Annotated in this window: 10 protein-coding genes; all 10 read right to left on the minus strand. The window is 43.2% G+C overall.

Translation table 11 applies throughout. The features are described 5' to 3' along the window. Positions 1-3 precede the first annotated feature (3 nt). A complete protein-coding gene (locus B050_RS0111450) occupies positions 4-1,401 on the minus strand; it encodes a sulfatase family protein (protein WP_018474056.1) in 1,398 nt (465 codons plus the stop codon). Then, entirely contained in the window at positions 1,398-2,411 is a 1,014-nt protein-coding gene (locus tag B050_RS0111455) for an alpha/beta hydrolase (RefSeq protein WP_018474057.1), read from the minus strand. The genes B050_RS0111450 and B050_RS0111455 overlap by 4 nt, the downstream gene beginning before the upstream one ends. A 159-nt stretch (positions 2,412-2,570) precedes the next feature. Further along, on the minus strand, positions 2,571-4,442 hold the full coding sequence (locus B050_RS22360) for an alpha-L-fucosidase (RefSeq protein WP_018474058.1): 1,872 nt from the start codon (positions 4,440-4,442) through the stop codon (positions 2,571-2,573). A gap of 182 nt (positions 4,443-4,624) precedes the next feature. After that, a complete protein-coding gene (locus tag B050_RS0111465; protein ID WP_205744990.1) occupies positions 4,625-6,730 on the minus strand; it encodes a right-handed parallel beta-helix repeat-containing protein in 2,106 nt (701 codons plus the stop codon). 118 nt (positions 6,731-6,848) lie between these two features. Continuing rightward, a complete protein-coding gene (locus B050_RS0111470) occupies positions 6,849-8,417 on the minus strand; it encodes a sulfatase family protein (protein WP_018474060.1) in 1,569 nt (522 codons plus the stop codon). Positions 8,418-8,498: 81 nt separating this feature from the next. Continuing rightward, a complete protein-coding gene (locus B050_RS0111475) occupies positions 8,499-10,286 on the minus strand; it encodes an arylsulfatase (RefSeq protein ID WP_018474061.1) in 1,788 nt (595 codons plus the stop codon). 70 nt (positions 10,287-10,356) lie between these two features. Then, on the minus strand, positions 10,357-11,841 hold the full coding sequence (locus B050_RS0111480) for an arylsulfatase (protein WP_018474062.1): 1,485 nt from the start codon (positions 11,839-11,841) through the stop codon (positions 10,357-10,359). Positions 11,842-11,926: 85 nt separating this feature from the next. Next, on the minus strand, positions 11,927-13,486 hold the full coding sequence (locus tag B050_RS0111485; RefSeq protein ID WP_083923274.1) for an arylsulfatase: 1,560 nt from the start codon (positions 13,484-13,486) through the stop codon (positions 11,927-11,929). 7 nt (positions 13,487-13,493) lie between these two features. After that, positions 13,494-14,615, minus strand: a complete 1,122-nt coding sequence (locus B050_RS0111490; protein WP_044202327.1) for an alpha-L-fucosidase — start codon at positions 14,613-14,615, stop codon at positions 13,494-13,496. Positions 14,616-14,630: 15 nt separating this feature from the next. Beyond that, positions 14,631-17,456, minus strand: coding sequence for a glycoside hydrolase family 95 protein (locus B050_RS0111495; RefSeq protein WP_205744991.1), 2,826 nt, complete (start codon positions 17,454-17,456; stop codon positions 14,631-14,633). Between the last annotated feature and the right edge of the window lie 3 nt (positions 17,457-17,459).

The following is a 17,459-nucleotide window of genomic DNA, read 5'->3' on the forward strand; positions in this document are numbered from 1 at the left end:
ATTTTAGTATTGTTCCACTTTTTTAATTTCCCTATTCCTTGCTGAGGAAAGAGCATTTTCTCTAGGTTCGGTCGGTAATGTCTCCTTCCATTCCTCAATTAATATCAGTAGCTCCTCCACTTTTTCTGGATTATTCTCTGCCTGATCTACCTCTTCTTTCCAATCCTCGGTGATATTATATAGCTCATACCGATCCATTTCTACATCCACGACCAACTTCCAGTCACCATCTCTTACCCCTAAAGATGGCCAGGTATAGTCATTATTTTCGCCTCCTCTCCATTCCCAAAATATTGGTTTTTGTCTGGTAAATTGCTCTCCCTTTAAGGCCATCATCATACTCTGCCCATCTGGCTGATAATTGTCCGGAAGGGGAATACCCGCCGCCTCAAAGAAGGTCGGCAATAGGTCTACTGCGGTAACCACGGCTGTTTCATTTACTATTCCCTCAGGAATAACTCCTGGCCATTTTGCCACAAAAGGCACACGAACACCACCTGCAAAAAGAGATCTTTTCTGCCCCTTCAATCCTCCTGTTTCACCCACAGAATAGTATTTGCCATACCCAAGGTCTCCAGTATGCTTCTTTTCATCTTCATTTCCTTCCCATTCCGGCCCATTGTCTGTAGAAAATACCAATAGCGTATTATCCTCAATACCCAGTTCTTCCAGTAATCCCATGATTCTCCCCACAGCTTCATCCCCTTCTGCTATTACAGATGCGTAAACCTGCTTTTGCTCATCCAGATTACCGAATTCATCCATGAATTTCTCCAATGGGAAATGGGCCAAATGAGCTTCGTGCAGCCAAAGGTTTATAAAAAACGGTTTGTCTTTATTTCTCTTAATGAAGCTTTCTACATATTCCACTCCTAGCGAAGCAGCCTTAGGTATATCAATAGTATTAGATCCATTGAAAGTAGCATATTCGTCATAGCCATAGGCTGTTTCGTTTGGCATATCCGGCGCTGAGCCCAGGTGCCATTTCCCGAAATGCGCGGTGACATATCCGGCTCTTTGAAATTCTCTTGGCATAGACATGTCTTCTATATCCATCCAATCAGGCATTCCTCTATTTTGATGGGCTTTCAATGCTTGAAAATGCTGATGAATAGACTGTCTGGCTGGAAACTGGCCAGTCATTACCGCCACTCTACTCGGCGAGCAAACAGGACTGTTTACAGTGAAGTTGGTGAAATCCATGCCTTCACTTATCATTTTGTCTATATGTGGAGTTTTGATCCATGAACTTCCATGAGCACTCAAATCTCCATATCCCCAATCATCTGCAAATATGAAAATGACGTTGGGCTTTTCGTTTTTACTTTGAGCTTCAGCCCTTGGTGGACTTAGCCCTAACCACCAAAGGGACGCAAGTAGTATATAGTATGCCTTATTCATTGCTTATCATCTTTGTATTGTAGGATAAAATCGATTGTCTTTTCGACTATTACTTCTAAAGGAGGATCGATTTCACCTCCTGCCTTACGCCAATTATGACCTGCATTTTTGACTACAAAAAGCTCCACATTGGCACCGATTTCATCTGCCTTCTCCTTCATATGATAGGCATGGGCCACTGGAATAGTCGTATCCTTATCTGCTGCCATCATATAAAGTGGCGGACTTTCATTGGTGAGATAAAATACGGGACTCATTTCCTGATATAGCGTCTGCTTCGAGGAAGGATCAGTATTAGGGCCTATGATTCTTGGACCAAACCTATCTGGATTTTTCGTGGGATCATCGGTTTCAAATAATTCTATTTCAGTGAAATCACTGGGCCCATACCAGGAGACTCCGGCAATCACCTTGTATCGGTAATCCAGCAAGGCAGGATCACCAGGGAATAGAGAAGGATCAGCAAGTACTATCATTTGAGCCAGCTGTCCTCCAGCAGAATCACCTATGACGAACACCCTGTTTGGGTCCAATCCATAGGTCTCACTGTTTTTGGAAATAAAGCGAACGGCATCCATGACATCCACTACACAATCTTTCATGACGACGGTCTTAAGCTTGGTCAGTCGATAGCTGACCGATACCACGGCAAATCCCTTATTCACCAATTGCCGGAAAGTGTCTTTGATGAAACCCTTTTGGATATTATCCTTAGTGCCTGCCGCCCATCCACCGCCATGCGTATAAAAAATCACAGGTAGCTTTTTACTTTTATCCCGATCCGCTGGGTAATAAATATCTAGCAATAAATCCTTCTCAGGACTAGTCTTATACTTAATATTCAATAAGCCCACCCCTATGGAATCCAATAGTTTTCCGGTGGCAACTTCCTCCAAATCAGGAAGTGCTTCGACTTTTTTATTTTCCAGTTTAGGAGCGATTTTCAATTCCAAGTCTGGAGAGATAGGCCTCCAGATCAAGAATAAAAGGTGGAAAAGAACTATTTTCATACTGATCTTATTTATTTGATACCTGACACTCTAATTCTAAATTTTTAAACTTGTAGCTTCTTCACTTTCGGAATCCACTTTGGAACTATATCCTCTCCGCCAGATCCATTCAGCAGCCGCCTATTTACCATCCGATTTGCCCTCATTGGTTGGTAGATCCTATTTTGGGAATTTATCGTCCTTTATTTTTTCAATTGGAATGAGCATTAAACTTCTAAAAGCGGGATTGGAATCGGTAAACTCAGAAGTCACTTCCAAGCTGACTGTGGTCATCCCAGCATTCTGTAGGGTAAGAGTTCCTAGCTCAGCAAATGAATTCATCACTTGCGTTGCCATGCGAGGGTTCAATACACGCTCCAGTTCCACTAGTTCATTTTCTACAGACTTACCTGCTATAGTAGCTTTCAATCTGCCGTCGGCATTTAATGGCTGACCTTCGCGAATGCTGTTCACTACAAACACTTTGTAGGTACCAGTTTGCACCAACCTAAAGTCCCAGGTCAAAGCTTGACCGATTTCGGTAAACCCATTTAATGTCATTCCATGCGCAGGCATGATTCCTTCTCCTTTTTTAGGAACAGTGAACGTTTTATGGTCTAAAGGCTTCAAAAGTTTGTTAGGCACAATTTCCTTATCTCTAATTATCGCCTGAAATCCATCAAGGTATACGGTACCATCCCTTTGCTGCAGGATGGCCTGATCCATCAAAGCATCACCTTCCACCTCCAATGCAATTACCGATACGTAGGGATCAGGGGCACTTTCTGGCACTTGAATAGTTAGTGTATTTAGTCCTGCGGCCGAATTATAAGTGGATTCAACTGAAAGTGACTTACCGCTCGCCAACAGTCTGGCGCTGACTACTTTATTATTCAATCCATACAGTTGGAAATTCCCATCTTTGGGCCAGTCCACTATATTTAGATACAATAGGGTATTCTCCCCTTCCTTCCGTTGGGTGATGGTCCCCCAGCCTAAATCATGCGGATGCGGCCCTGCTTCCACTCCATAAATGGCATCGCCGTTTTGCTTAAGCCAATCCCCCATTATTTTAAGTCGGGAAACCGAAGCTTCAGGTATGAGTCCTCTGCTATTAGGCCCCACATTTAGAAGGTAATTCCCTCCTTTTCCCACTATATCGATCAAATTAGCAAGCAGCTGTTCAGGTGATTTCCAGTCTTCATCCGCAGCATTATAATGCCAGGAATCATTCATAGTTTGGGCTGACTCGAAGTCCATACCTATATTTCCTGTCGGAATCATATTGTCCCCCATGGATAAGTAATTCACATACCTAAGTGCGTCATCATCACCTAAACGACTGTTGGAAATAGCGCCATAGCCATTCAGCATATCCACCATTTCCTGTTGCCCGAGTAAGCGTTTACGATTGGGATTTCTGAATCCTGCCGAACCGTCAAACCAGAATAGGCTAGGCTGGTATTTCTCATTCAATTCCCGCAATTGTCCATACATATAATCCATGTATTTAGTGATATCTGCTTTTGGGTTTGGGTGGAAATGGAATCCATTTCTGTTGCTATAGCTGGTATCGTACTCGGGATGGTGCCAGTCCGCAATAGAATAATAAAAGCCCAGTTTGATGTCGGCCTCTTTACATGCCTCGGCCAATTCGGCGACGATGTCCCGTTTGAATTCCGTTTGGTCGATTACATCCCAATCCGTGAGATCAGAATCCCATTTGCAAAATCCATCATGATGTTTGGTGGTAAAGACGATGTATTTCATCCCACCTTCTTTGGCAATTCGAACCCATTCCTTTGCCTCAAAATCCACTGGATTGAATTCCCTTACCCCTATTTCATACTTTTCAGTTCTCGTCAAATCACTGTCTTCCAATCGCTCAGGGATTTCTGCTCCGAAATGTATAAACATACCAAACTTAGCCTCACGAAACCATTGCATTAGTTTCTCATCGGAGAGTTTTGTGATAGGTGTCTCCTGAGCCATAGCTGGTTTTATAAACAGGATTATTAATAACACCAGCATTCTGGTACCTATATTTTTCATAGTTAGCATATCATAAACACTTTTGTCATTTTCCAATTTCTTTCTGATTTCCCACTGATAATCCCCATACCATACCCTCTATTGGCGGATAGCAGAGAATTACCTATATGGAAGAATAGCTGGCCTAAGGTGCAATAGAGTTCTGTACTTTTCCTTTTCATGATTTTTAGGAAGCCTAAACCTTATTTCTTAAGATTTCTGAGTCCTATCTCCGAAAGGTCAATAGGAATAATACCCATTTCCAGAGCCGGTGAGCCAGGCTTAAACCTGAAGTCCCCATTTTCAGCATCCACAAAAAGAGGATCCACAGCCCGACTGTGCTGGTCTATTCCATCTTTATGATTTTTTTCAATTAACTCTTTTCCTTTTTCTGGATCAGGCAGGCAGTAATAAATATTATAGTCCAATTCGGCGTCTTTTGCACGTGCTAGAGGTCGTCCCCTAGCATCCTCCGTACTACTTTCTTTTCCTGGGGCCAATTCGTCGATAAACTTGTCTGTGGCACTCAAAGAATAAAATATATTCCGCTGAATCACACCTGTTAAGGGTCCTTCACGTAAAGAAAGATAATAGCCTCTAGGTGGGGCAATCACATTTACGACAATGTTATTTTCTATCCTATTGTCGAGCTTGGTGAGGATGCCTTGCGAGGTAGCCTTATATATTATATTTTCGGAAATGGTCGTACCCGTTTGTCCCCCATCAGTACGAATGGCAGCCTGCATGATCATATCGGCTACCATATCATGAATATAGTTTCGCCTGATGAGGTTATTTTCTCCAGCTCCTCGGATATATATCGCATTCCCATCCCCCATCCGCATCATAGCATGGTGAATCTCGTTGTACTCGATTTTATTATCATGTGTATGCAGATAAGGAAGCACCTCTTCATAGCTAACCTGCTTTGGAAGATGACTCAAATCTTGTTTGCGAATGGTCCTTGTCAATTCTCTCCCATTTTTCATGAAAAAATCAGTCATCACCCCAGACAAAATCAAACCTGTATAATTGGTGTGATGAATTAGATTATTGGAGACTTGATTTTCACCACTTTGCCAAAGGAAAATGCCAGGGGAATGCCAGTAAACCTCCCCGATATGATGAATATGGTTATTATAGACCGTGTTCTTTTTATTGACATCTTTTGTACCAGGGCCATAGCCAGCCAGTACAATTCCTGCGCCACCCAAATGCTCTATATGATTGTTGGCTAGGGTGTTTCCTATCGCATGCAAATCCATCCTGATAGCTCCGCTGCCGCTGTGTAAAAAGTGACACTCTTCCACCACACAATTTTCCGCACCACGAAGACGCAGCAGTGCATTATCTTTATCCAGCATATCCCAGTCGTGCTGCAGTCCTTTGTCCTCCGCTGTCAATTGATAGCGGTCTCCATGCTTGAAGGTCAATCCTCTAAATAGCAGATTGCGAACTGGAATGTCTGTGGCTCCATCAAAATCAATTTTTCCTTCTATTCGAATCAACTCGTTTAAGGTGGGCGCCAGGACCGGGGAATCATTTCGCTTCCACAGATAGAGTTTTCCTTCTTTAGTATTTAAAACCCATTCCCCGGCTTCGTCCAGTTCCTCTAATACATTCTCTACCCATACATTTTCAGTTTCGGGCAAAAAATGAAGTGTATTCATCGCATAAGTAGCATCGATAGAAGTAGTGGCGATAGAAGTTTCTTCATTGACCGATTCAAGTGGTAGTATATTGGTAATCCAGGCATGATGTGGACGCACCACTATTTCCACATCGGTGATATTGGACCAATTCTTTAACTTTCCCTTAGGAAAATGAAGCTTATTCCTTCCATTACCACCTTTTTCGGAAAAGAATCCTGCAGATCGTGCCCGAGGTAGCATTCCTTCATTGTCATATAAGGTGAAAAATCGTGTATCTATATCGGCTACCCAAATATTAGCCTTTGCCTTCTCTGGCAAACCTGGGAGCGAAGCACTTACTTTTTGCCAAGCCAAAATCTCCTGCCCCGAACTGAATACTGGATTTTCGCCAGGATAAGCCTCATATATAATGGTAAAATTATCCCCTCCGGAATCCTCCAGGCCGAAAACCACCGTCTCCCTTAATTTATAGACCCCTTCCCGTATCTGAACTTTAATATCCTGGGATTTACCCTTCTTTAAAGTTCTTACCGCATTTTTGGCAGCTTGCAAGCTTGCAAAGGGACCGTCTGTACCTTGAGTATTCGGTTCATCCAACGTACCAGACCAATGATCTGAACCCAACGGAGAGACGTAGAAATCAGCTTTTTTTGTCATAGTAGAAGTCAATGGCGTATTTCCACCGCATCCCAATATGGTGGTGAACATTATTAGCCAAAGAAGCTTCATCATCATCATTGCTTTCATAGTATTCTAAGTCCTTTTAAATAGATCTTTATTCGTTTGTAAAAGCCGCTTGTACCCAAGGGGTAGTGATTGGGTCATTACTTTGCTCTTCGCCAGGAGTACTTCTACCCGCTTTAATTTCCCTGATGAGCACCTGTTTCAATTCCGCTACTACTTCCGGGTATTCTCCAGCCACATTTGATTTTTCGGCAATATCCGTTTTTAGATTATATAAGATCAGGTCTGGAAGCTCAGGGTTCGCCGGCTCAGGTTTTCCAGCTGCATTGACCCCGGAATTGGGAGCTACTATCAGTTTCCAGTCACCCTTTCTGATGGCAAAAATCCCCGTCTTGGAATGATGTATGGTGGATTTTCTCTCGAAGTCTCCCTCCTGGGTAAGCAAAGGCAGCATACTGAAACTGTCCTCCGCTTCATTGTCAAGCAATTCATACCCTACTATCTCAGCCACCGTAGCCATGAAATCTGTGGTACAAACCGTAGCATCAGAGATGGAATTAGCTTGAATTACTTCTGGCCATTTGACCAAAAACGGGACTCGATGACCACCTTCCAGATAACTGCCTTTTGCTCCGCTATAGATATAGCTGGGATTATGCCCCTTGGATTTTAATACCGCAAAATCCGCAGTGGAGGCACAGCCATTATCACTGGTGAAAATGACCATAGTATTGTCTTCTATTCCAGCTTCCTGAATCGTTTTGAATATTTCCCCCATCAAATCATCTATCATCACCACAAAATCTGCATAGGGATTGATGTTACTTGAACCCTTCCATGGGGTAATAGGCACTATTGGATTATGTGGAGCAGGTAAAGGCAGGTAAATAAAAAATGGATCCACTGCGGAGGCATTTTTCCGGATGAAGTCATTGGTCTTATCCACCAAAACAGGTAAAACCTCCTCATGGACAAAATCCTCAGATATATCTCCTTTGATCCAATGACTATATTTGTTTACCGAACTTTTCTGCTCGGATATACCTGAAGGCTGCATCACCACCCGGTCATTCTCCAGATACACATAGGGAGGCATATTCAGGGAAGCCGAAATCATATAAGAATAATCAAAGCCTAAGTCCAAAGCACCTTTCTTTAAGGGCTGAGAATAATCAATTGCTGAGGCATCAAATCTGTCGGTTATTTTCGAGTAATATTCATACTCCTGACTACCTTCCTTCATTGACCAATTGAGTCCCAAGTGCCATTTGCCTATACTTGCAGTTTTGTAGCCTTTTTCTTTTAATAAATCGGCTACCGTTAGTCTATCCTCTCTTATAAGCATTGGGGAATTTCCCCAAAGCACAAAATTTTTAAGGGGCGTTCTCCAATTGTATCTGCCAGTAATAATACCGTATCTCGTCGGAGTACAGACGGAAGAAGAGGTATGGAAATCATTAAACTTCATTCCCTCCGCCCCCATCTTATCCAGGTTTGGGGTGATAATCTTGCTGTGCTCGTTATAAATGCTCAAGTCCCCTATCCCCAAATCATCTGCTAAAATATAGATGATATTAGGTTTCCTTTGTGGAGCGGTAGCCTGCTGGCCTGTCGCAGAGAAAGCAATCAACACTAATAACAAACACAATAGATTTTTCATTACCTTTTTTAATTGTATGGGAAAATAGAATTTTTAGAAATACAGGCTTAGGTATTCACGATACCTAAGCCTAGGTCTTTCTTATTTTAATTTTTCGATATAGACATAGTATGCTGGATAGACTCTTTTATCCACATCGATCAGTTGAGCTTCCATGTCATATTTTCCTGCTGAAATCTTCCCTGTGAAAGTCACTTCTTCCTGCCCTTCCTTTATAACTTGGGATTTATTCAGGTCTGCTACATATAGGTAAGCCTCCTTGAAATCATCCTTTACACTTGCTGGTCTATCACTTTCTATTTCTATGGTCTTCTCTTGCAGAGGGAAAGTAGCATTGATACCTAATCCACTTTCTCTTGGGAATCTGCGTAAACTAATGGAATACTCACCATCTTCCACAAATTCAATCTTCCATCGGCCTGTCACCTGAGAGGCAGTAATTGCCCCGTTTTGATGCCACATAGAAAGGAATTTCCCGGTTAACATATCGTGGGCAGAAATCCGACTTGGATTCTCTTTGCCAGACCCAACTTTGATATAAGCATAGCGCTCGTTTGGACCTTCGGCCATGATGGATTCCCACCATTTCTCATAACCCACAGCCAGTTTCTCGGCCTCCAAGGGGTGTTCATCAATTACATTTTTGGATTGGATTTTATCATTCTCCATGTCATACAGCTCAGTCCCATTGACGAGTCTCCACCGATCATCCATCACTGAATAATCCTTGTATTTATTTAGGTTTTGGAGTCTTTGAGTATCCACATAGAGAATTCTATTTGGCCATGGAGCATTGCTGTTGGAAAGCAAAGGCTTTAGACTTGTTCCGTCAAGAGGTTTTATCGGATTGAATTCAAGTCCTAGCAAATCCACAAAGGTGGGCAACAAGTCATAATGAGCTACTAGCTTATCAATGTCCTTGCCCCCTGTCAGCTGTCCATCAGGCCAGCGGATAAATAAAGGGACACGGTGGCCACCTTCATACATACTTCCTTTTGATCCCCTCAAACCTCCATCGTAAACGCTGTTTCCGCCCGCTGTACCATTATCTGTCGTGAATATCAGGATAGTATTATCGGTCAAATCCAGCTCATCCAACTTCTCTTGAAGGAGTTTGAAATTGTCGTCAATATTGGTAATCATCCCGTAAAATCTCTTGAATTTCTCCGGTAATTCCTCTTCGCTTAAGTCCTTATACCTATTGTAATATTCCTCAGGCACGTTAAGCGGGCCATGTGGAGCGTTGGTGGAGATATAGGCGAAAAAAGGCTTATCCTTGTTTTCTTCAATAAAGTTTATTGCCTCTGAGAAGAATACATCGGTACAATATCCTTCGTATTTTTCAAGCTCCCCATTATGCCAATAAGTATCGTCGAAGTAATCATTGCCCCAATAGTCGGGACCCTGGGTAATACCGCCGCCACCATGACGAACTACCTCATGAAAACCTCTATCTTCTGGTCGATAGGGATAATTGTCTCCCAAATGCCACTTGCCAAACATCCCGTTGGTGTAGCCATTTTGGGCAAAAATCTGAGGGAGGATCACCTCGTCTTCAAATAATATAGAACGTCCGCTAATCGTATGAAAAACATTCAATCGGTTAGTATATCTGCCCGTCATGATTGCTCCTCTGGAAGGAGCGCAGGTAGTGGAAACATGGTAATTGGTGAAATTTACAGCATCATCATGGAAGGCATCGAGGGTTGGAGTCTTAATAATGGGGTTCCCCATAGATCCTAAGTCTCCAGTCCCCTGGTCATCGGTGATTACAAAAATGATATTAGGTTTTTGCTGAGCAATAAGTTCGCTCTGAAATACCATTGCAAGCCCGAGCAAGGTGATTAGCGGTTTAAACAGGTTTTTCATCTATTTTATATTTAAGTTTAAGTAATTCTTTGTAAGTAATCTAGAGAGAACAGTCTCCTTTTACACTGCCTTAGTCAATTTTCTCTGGAGCCCATTTGGGTATGCCCATCTCTTCTAGCTGTTCCGTATATCGTATAGCCAAAGGTTGATCTTCGGATTTGACCAAGGGCAGGCCTTCATTTACCATCAGAGGCTTTGTGGCTACCCACCAGCTATCGTATGCTGCTCGTAGTTGGGAGACCACCTCTGGATATTTGGCTGCAACATCATTATTTTCGGATGGGTCTTTAGAAATATCAAACAACATAGTATTGTTGACAAACCGCCATTGCTGCGTTCTTACCGCCATGCTTTTATATTTTGCATTTTCCATTTCTCCAGCAGCCCACCTTCCACAATGAATAAATAATTCCCGGTCGGCCCAGGATGCCTGAGGATTCTCCAATAGTGGTATGAGTGATTTTCCACTTAAGTCCTGCATAGTATCAGGTAATTTTGCGCCAGCCAGCTCACTAAAAGTCTGATATAAATCAATGTGAGCAGTAAGTCCATCAATGTCCACTCCTTCTCCCAGCTGACCTTTCCAATACCAAAATGCAGGAACGTGAGTACCTCCTTCAAAAGGTGAATTTTTAGCTCCACGCATATTCGCATTAAAGTGGCTGACCTCTTCACCATTCAAGGAACCTTTCAAATGTGTTGCGCCATTATCCGTCATGAAGATGACCAGCGTGTTTTCCAAGGCATCCCATGCTTCCAGTTTTTGCATGAGTTCGCCGATATTATCGTCAATATTCTCCACCATTCCATACCTTCCGGCAGTCCCCTGGTCGTAACCCATTTCCAAAAAGCGCTCTGTATATTGCTCTGGCGCCACCAAAGGAGCATGCGGAGCATTTAAGGAGATATAAGCGAAAAATGGCTGTTTTCTCTCATGCTGCTTTCTGATCCAGGCTTTTGCTGCGTCAAAAAATAGATCCGTACAATAGCCCTCTGTTTGGACAATGGTATCGTTATGTAAAAGCACATTATCAAAATATAAATTCTCTTTATTGGCAGGGAAATCGCCAAACCTGCTCTGCCCTATCCCACCAGCTCCATGTATCAGGACCTCATCAAATCCCCGATTTCCAGGTAGATACTCTTCCTCATCTCCCAAGTGCCATTTGCCGAATATACCCGTGGTATAACCCGCCGACTGTAAAGCCTGAGGCAGGGTAAAGACCTCCAGGGCCATTCGCTCCCGTTGGAAGATGGTATGCGTCACCCCAACTTCAAAAGGTCGTGCACCACTCATAATTGCCGAACGTGTCGGGGCGCAAGTAGGGCTCACATGATAATCAGTGAAGCGGGTTGATTGGCTATAGAGCTTATCCATATTAGGGGTTCTCAGCACAGTATTACCCATGCAGGACAGATCACCCATTCCTTGATCATCTGTCAACACCAGGATGATATTAGGACGGCTATTTTTTAGGGATTTGGTTTGCGCCATTCCGACCGTCACATAGAATGTGAGGAAAGAAAAAAGAACGATGGTTCGAGTGGTTTTCATTTATTGGGTTTAGGTTAATGTGGTAATTGTTTAGAATTGAAGGAATTATCTCTTGATTTTAGGGAAGCAAGACCCCTATATCGGATCACTCCTTTTTTGCCTTATTGGCCCAGTTTTTTTCGTTTCGCTCAGCGATTTCCTGACTCATCTTAACAGCATTATTCGGATCCATGCGGTTTAGAAGTTCCTCGTCAGGTTCTCCGCCAAACTGTTTCCAGTAAAGCTCCTTCATTGGATTTATTTTGGGGCCAATCTTATCTTCATTTATCAATAATGGTTGTACTTCCATCCACCAGAGTTCATAAATGGCGCGAAGCTCTGCCACCACTTCAGGATGCTCAGAGATGACATTTTTATTTTCCCCACGGTCCGCTTTTAAATCATACAATTCGGTATTATTTACAAGTGTAAATCTGGAATTCTGGATTGCGGACCTCCTATACTTGGACTCGGATGCTTTGCCTTGAGCCCAGTTTCCGAAATGATGCACCAGTGTGCGATCTTCCCATGCGGATTCTGGGTTTTTAAGTAAGGGCACTAGGCTTATCCCATCAAGTTGATTTTGTGTGTTTGTAGGCAATTTCGCTCCGGCCACCTCAGCAAGTGTTGGAAAAATATCGATATGTGCGGTCAGGGCATCGGTCTCGGTATTGGGTAGAATGCCGCCCTTTGGCCACCTAACAAACATTGGCACGCGAGTTCCACCCTGATAAGGAGAACCCTTTCCCTCACGCATACCAGCATTGAAGATGGGTACACCTTTGGTACCTCCATTGTCAGATCCCATAAAGATTACAAGTGTATTATCGGAAATACCCCAGTCCTCAAGCTTAAGAAGGAGCTCTCCAAAATTTGTATCTACATTTTCCAGCATTCCATAAAACTTTGCCGTTTCCTCATCTACACCTGGGAGGCCAAGATAATGTTGGTAATATTTCTCAGGCACTATGTATGGGCCATGGGCAGCATTTAGCGGTAGGTAAGTGAAGAAGGGTTCATTCTTTTCCCTTTTTTCATTCATCCATTGGAGGGCTTGCTCGAAAAACAGATCAGTACTGTATCCTATCTTTTTCTCCCAGATTCCATTATGCCAAAGTGCAGGATTGATATTGCTGTTTCCTGGTGCATCACCACAGGATCCCGGGAAAGTTTGTCCGATACCGCCTCCGGCGTGAATATACACTTCATCAAACCCACGGTTTTCTGGACGGTAAGGCGCTTCATCACCTAAATGCCATTTGCCGAAAATTCCAGTGGCATACCCTGCCTCCTGAAGCATCTGGGAAATAGTGACGGTCTCCAGACTTAAGCGCTCCCGCTCAAAAACGGTATGTGTTACACCATTCTTAAACTCATGGCGACCACTCATCAGCGCTGCCCTGGTGGGAGAACACTTCGGACTTACATGGAATTGGGTGAAGAGCAGACTTTCCTCTTTGAAAGCATCTACCATAGGGGTATGGATAATCGGACTTCCCAAACTTGCATAATCCCCATAACCTGCATCATCAGGCATAATTATTATGATATTTGGCTGGGCAGATTGCGCATGAGCCAATGAAGTACACTGTGCCGATATCAACCAACCAAAAATAACCAGCAGTATTGCAGTTGGAAAGGACTTAAATCTTATCGTTTGTTTCATTGTTTTGCTAATTTAATCTTCGACGTTTACCGACCTCTTTGAGCGTTTTTATATCATCAGGAAAGACCGTCCCATCCGGTAGTGGGCCAATATTCAGTAATAAATTTGCCTTCACTTTTTTGGTATCACTTAGCATTTGCATTACCTCATCGGCTGTTTTGTGCCCGACATCATTGTCCCTATCATAGCCCCAGGCGTAAGGCTGCATCGTATTGCTGATTTCCAGCGGAATGTCAGAGTCCCCTTCGTAATCCCGCTCTGGCGCTTTGAAATCCTCTGTTCCCAAAATACCTTGCTTATAAGAAACGAGCACTTGAGGCTGCAGAGAATGAATATGATCGTACAATTCCTGTAGTTTCAATTCTGGAAGCAAGTCGGGACGGGAGTTTGGCACTGCCCTTCCATCCAACCAAATACCAGCCACAGGACCATATTGGGTCAATAATTCAGTGATTTGATTTTTCATAAATTCCACATAAAGTTGTAAATCTTTCTCCTCACCATATTTATAGGATTCCTCTCGAGGATCATAGTCGGGTTTGGGATTTCCACCCCACTCATCCCTATCAGGGGAATGAGGGTGTTTCCAGTCGCGACCATGAGAGTAATAGAAAAATAAGCCCAAGCCTTTTTCCTGACATTGCTCAGCCAATTCGGCAATTAGGTCACGCTTGGCAGCACTATTTGTACTTTTGAAATCACTGTATTTGGTGTCAAACAAACTAAATCCATCATGGTGACGCGTCGTAATATTTATATATTTCATGCCTGCTTCCACGGCTAAATCGGTGATAAAGTCTGCATCAAAATTTTTGGCAGTGAACTGATCGGCCAGCTTAGCATATTCATCAGGTCTGATTTTGGCGCGCAATTGCACCCATTCGGCTGGAGTGGAGTGGATATCACCCCAATAGCCTTCTGCTAAGCTGTATAATCCATAGTGGATAAACATCCCAAATTCAGCCTTCCTAAACCAGGCCAGTGCAGCCTCTCGTGGATCCTCTGCATAGGTGTTTTCATAACCTTTGAGGTAGGTAGGGACTTGATCGCGTGTGCTGCATGCGGAGATAGTGATACAGAATATTACTATACCCATGAGCGCACAACTAACATTATTTAGTCTTTTCATATTCTAAAATTTCACTTAACGCATAAGCCAAATCACGGTGGCACCTTCCTTACTTTCGCGACCGTTCTCCCCTACTGCGGTGACCTTTAGAGTCATCTGGCTTACCCTATTCAGATCAGGGATTATATATTCATAATTGGTTTCTGTGATTTTTGAAGCTAGTAGCTCATAATCTGGCGCATTGCCCACAGCACGATAAATAGTATATGATGCAGCGTCCGGGCTAGCCTTCCATGAGAGTTTGATAGCCCCACCTTCAGCAGACCTATCCATTGTTAGCTTTGAGGGAGCATTCACGGCAAGGTATTGGGGAATGGAAGTAAATACATAGGTCTGACCCATTTCCGTAGGGATACTTATTTGGTCTGTACCATTAGCCGTAAATTCCACCGGCTGATTTTTAGCTGTTTTAATAGTTGCCTTTGCGATATTGGGATACTTTAAGGTTAAGATTCCTCCTGATTTTGAGAGAATTTCAAGCTTTTCAGCCATTCCAACGGACCATTTCGCAGAAACCTCAAAGTTTCCGCGTGCCAATAATCCACTGTAGCTCCCCTCTGACCAGGCTTCTGGTAGTGCGGTCAATGGAGCAAGTATATAGTCCTGACTCTGCAAGAGCATCTCAGCAAGTCCGGCAGTGGAACCATAATTCGCATCCGCCTGAAACAATGGGTCTCCTCGATGATCATTGAACAAGTTATGTAAGTAATTTTCACTCAATAATTCTTTATAATATAAATAGGCCTCTTCCCCATTGTGAAGTCGAGCCCACATGGCTATCCGTTCGGCTCGTGCCCATCCAATTTTGGTTTCGTGAGAACGTTTTATCAAACTAACTCTCGCAGCATCAAGCCATGCAGGAGTATTATCATTGATCAACTGCCCTGGATATAAGCCTAGAAGCATGGAGGTATGGCGATGTAGGGTGTCACCGATATCGTCAAAGTATTCTTCCTGACGGAATTCTTTAATTTGTCCTGATTTTCCGACCTGAATTGGGTCTAGTAAAGGGAGCTGTGATTCAAATGTTGGCAAGCGTGGATCAGAACGGCCCAGAATCTCTGCGGCCTTCAGGGTGTTGTGATGATTTTCATAAAACATCTGCTGGTCGAAGGTGGTGCCAACTGTATTTCTTAGCTTTTGTTCCGGGCTGGAAGATGGATTCGCGAGAAGGAATCCATTGGTATTCGTGACAAATCTGGATACAAAATTGGCCTGATCATAGATTACTGGATATATTTCATCGGCTAGCAGTGACTCATCCCGCAAAAAGTCGTAATAATCCCAAAACAGAAGTCCGATCCAGGAACCTGTACCAAAGCCAGCAACGGGTGACTTGCCCGGGACATTATAGGGGTTGCTCCAAAATGGGCCAGACCACCCATTTTCTCCATTAGGGTCAAGCTGCGAACTGTTATACTGCTTGATGTATTCGGTAGCATATAGCCTTTGTCGAGGCTCAAAAGTGCTAAAATAGTCCAAGTAGGACTGAAATAACTCAGACAAATTAGTAGAGAAGACCGGTGCATAAGCCATTTGCAGGTTTGTATCATGCAAGTACTGAGACGACCATGGTGGTCTTTCATACACGTTCCAGATGCCTTGAAGATGTGGTGGAAGGGTGCCTTTCCTGGAAGAGCAAATCAACATATAGCGCCCAAATTGGAATGCAAGCTCCTCAAGGTAAGTACTCGAGGCACCATTGGGATAGGCATCTACCAACTCGTTGGTGGGAATAGTCGGTTCAGTAGCTCCAAGATCAAAATTTACCCGACCATATAACTCTTGATAATCAGCTTGATGTCTTTCTAATAATTCCTCATATGATTTCCCTGCCGCATTTTTCATATAGGCATTGACCTTCTGATGAGGATCTGGGAACCCCTCCAGTTTCCCGGTCGGATTGTCAACTAAAAATACCTGAGGGTCAAGCTCATAGTTGGTCCCTACGGCTATCAGAATCACAGCACTATTAGCATCCGAAACGCTGATAGTACCTTCATTTGATGCCTCCATTGTGCCCCCTTCCGGGATAACTTTAAATTGTCCCTCATACTTCACTTCATAGTAATTCATTACCCCCGAAAGCGTAATTAAATCACCCGATGCCGATACAGAACCTGACTTCCCTTCTCCCAGGTAGGGAATAGTAGGACGTAGTGTAAATGACAATTTTCCTTCTTCCGAGGCAGCCAAGCGGATTACCATGACTTTATCAGGGTAACTGGTAAAATAATCCCTAGAGTACTTTATACTATCTTGCTCATAGCCCACAGAAGATACCCCTTTATTTAGGTTCAATTCCTGCTTATAATTCTGGGTATTAGGGTGATCGAAATCAATATAAACCTCTGCAAAATTGTTTAAGCCTCTTCGGTTAAGGCCACGATCCTCACCCCAATCGTATAAGCTATTTTCGGTGATTTGAATTCGTTCCGTTTCCGTACCACCAAAGATGTTGACCCCCATATAGCCATTTCCCATTGGAATCGAACGATTGATCCAGCCTTCATTATTATTTGGCGCTGATTCCTTGTACCATAGGCGAAGTGTCTTGTTCGGTCTGTCGGCCTTATCAGAAGTTAATAAAAGAGTATTTTGGCATCCTGAGAAAATCATGCAGGATAGCAGTATTACCAGTACATTTGCCTTCATTTTTTTTGACACCATTAAAACCATCTTACTTAATTGATTACTATTATTCTTCATGATTTCCTTATTCTTATCAGAGGGAAAATGAAAATCCCATTTAGTTTTTGCAGCCCTGGCACCCTTGGATTGGTGCCTAAAAGCCTGAAAATAGATACCCCTATAGGCAGCCAGCATTTCTTCATTTTTCATACC

It is taken from the genome of Echinicola pacifica DSM 19836, from assembly GCF_000373245.1.
GTDB classification, from domain to species: Bacteria; Bacteroidota; Bacteroidia; order Cytophagales; family Cyclobacteriaceae; genus Echinicola; species Echinicola pacifica.

Excerpts from the sequence above, each read along its gene's own strand:
- B050_RS0111450 (WP_018474056.1), bottom strand. The coding sequence starts at position 1,401 with ATGAATAAGGCATACTATATACTACTTGCGTCCCTTTGGTGGTTAGGG.
- B050_RS0111455 (WP_018474057.1), bottom strand. The coding sequence starts at position 2,411 with ATGAAAATAGTTCTTTTCCACCTTTTATTCTTGATCTGGAGGCCTATC.
- B050_RS22360 (WP_018474058.1), bottom strand. The coding sequence starts at position 4,442 with ATGAAAAATATAGGTACCAGAATGCTGGTGTTATTAATAATCCTGTTT.
- B050_RS0111465 (WP_205744990.1), bottom strand. The coding sequence starts at position 6,730 with ATGACAAAAAAAGCTGATTTCTACGTCTCTCCGTTGGGTTCAGATCAT.
- B050_RS0111470 (WP_018474060.1), bottom strand. The coding sequence starts at position 8,417 with ATGAAAAATCTATTGTGTTTGTTATTAGTGTTGATTGCTTTCTCTGCG.
- B050_RS0111475 (WP_018474061.1), bottom strand. The coding sequence starts at position 10,286 with ATGAAAAACCTGTTTAAACCGCTAATCACCTTGCTCGGGCTTGCAATG.
- B050_RS0111480 (WP_018474062.1), bottom strand. The coding sequence starts at position 11,841 with ATGAAAACCACTCGAACCATCGTTCTTTTTTCTTTCCTCACATTCTAT.
- B050_RS0111485 (WP_083923274.1), bottom strand. The coding sequence starts at position 13,486 with ATGAAACAAACGATAAGATTTAAGTCCTTTCCAACTGCAATACTGCTG.
- B050_RS0111490 (WP_044202327.1), bottom strand. The coding sequence starts at position 14,615 with ATGAAAAGACTAAATAATGTTAGTTGTGCGCTCATGGGTATAGTAATA.
- B050_RS0111495 (WP_205744991.1), bottom strand. The coding sequence starts at position 17,456 with ATGAAAAATGAAGAAATGCTGGCTGCCTATAGGGGTATCTATTTTCAG.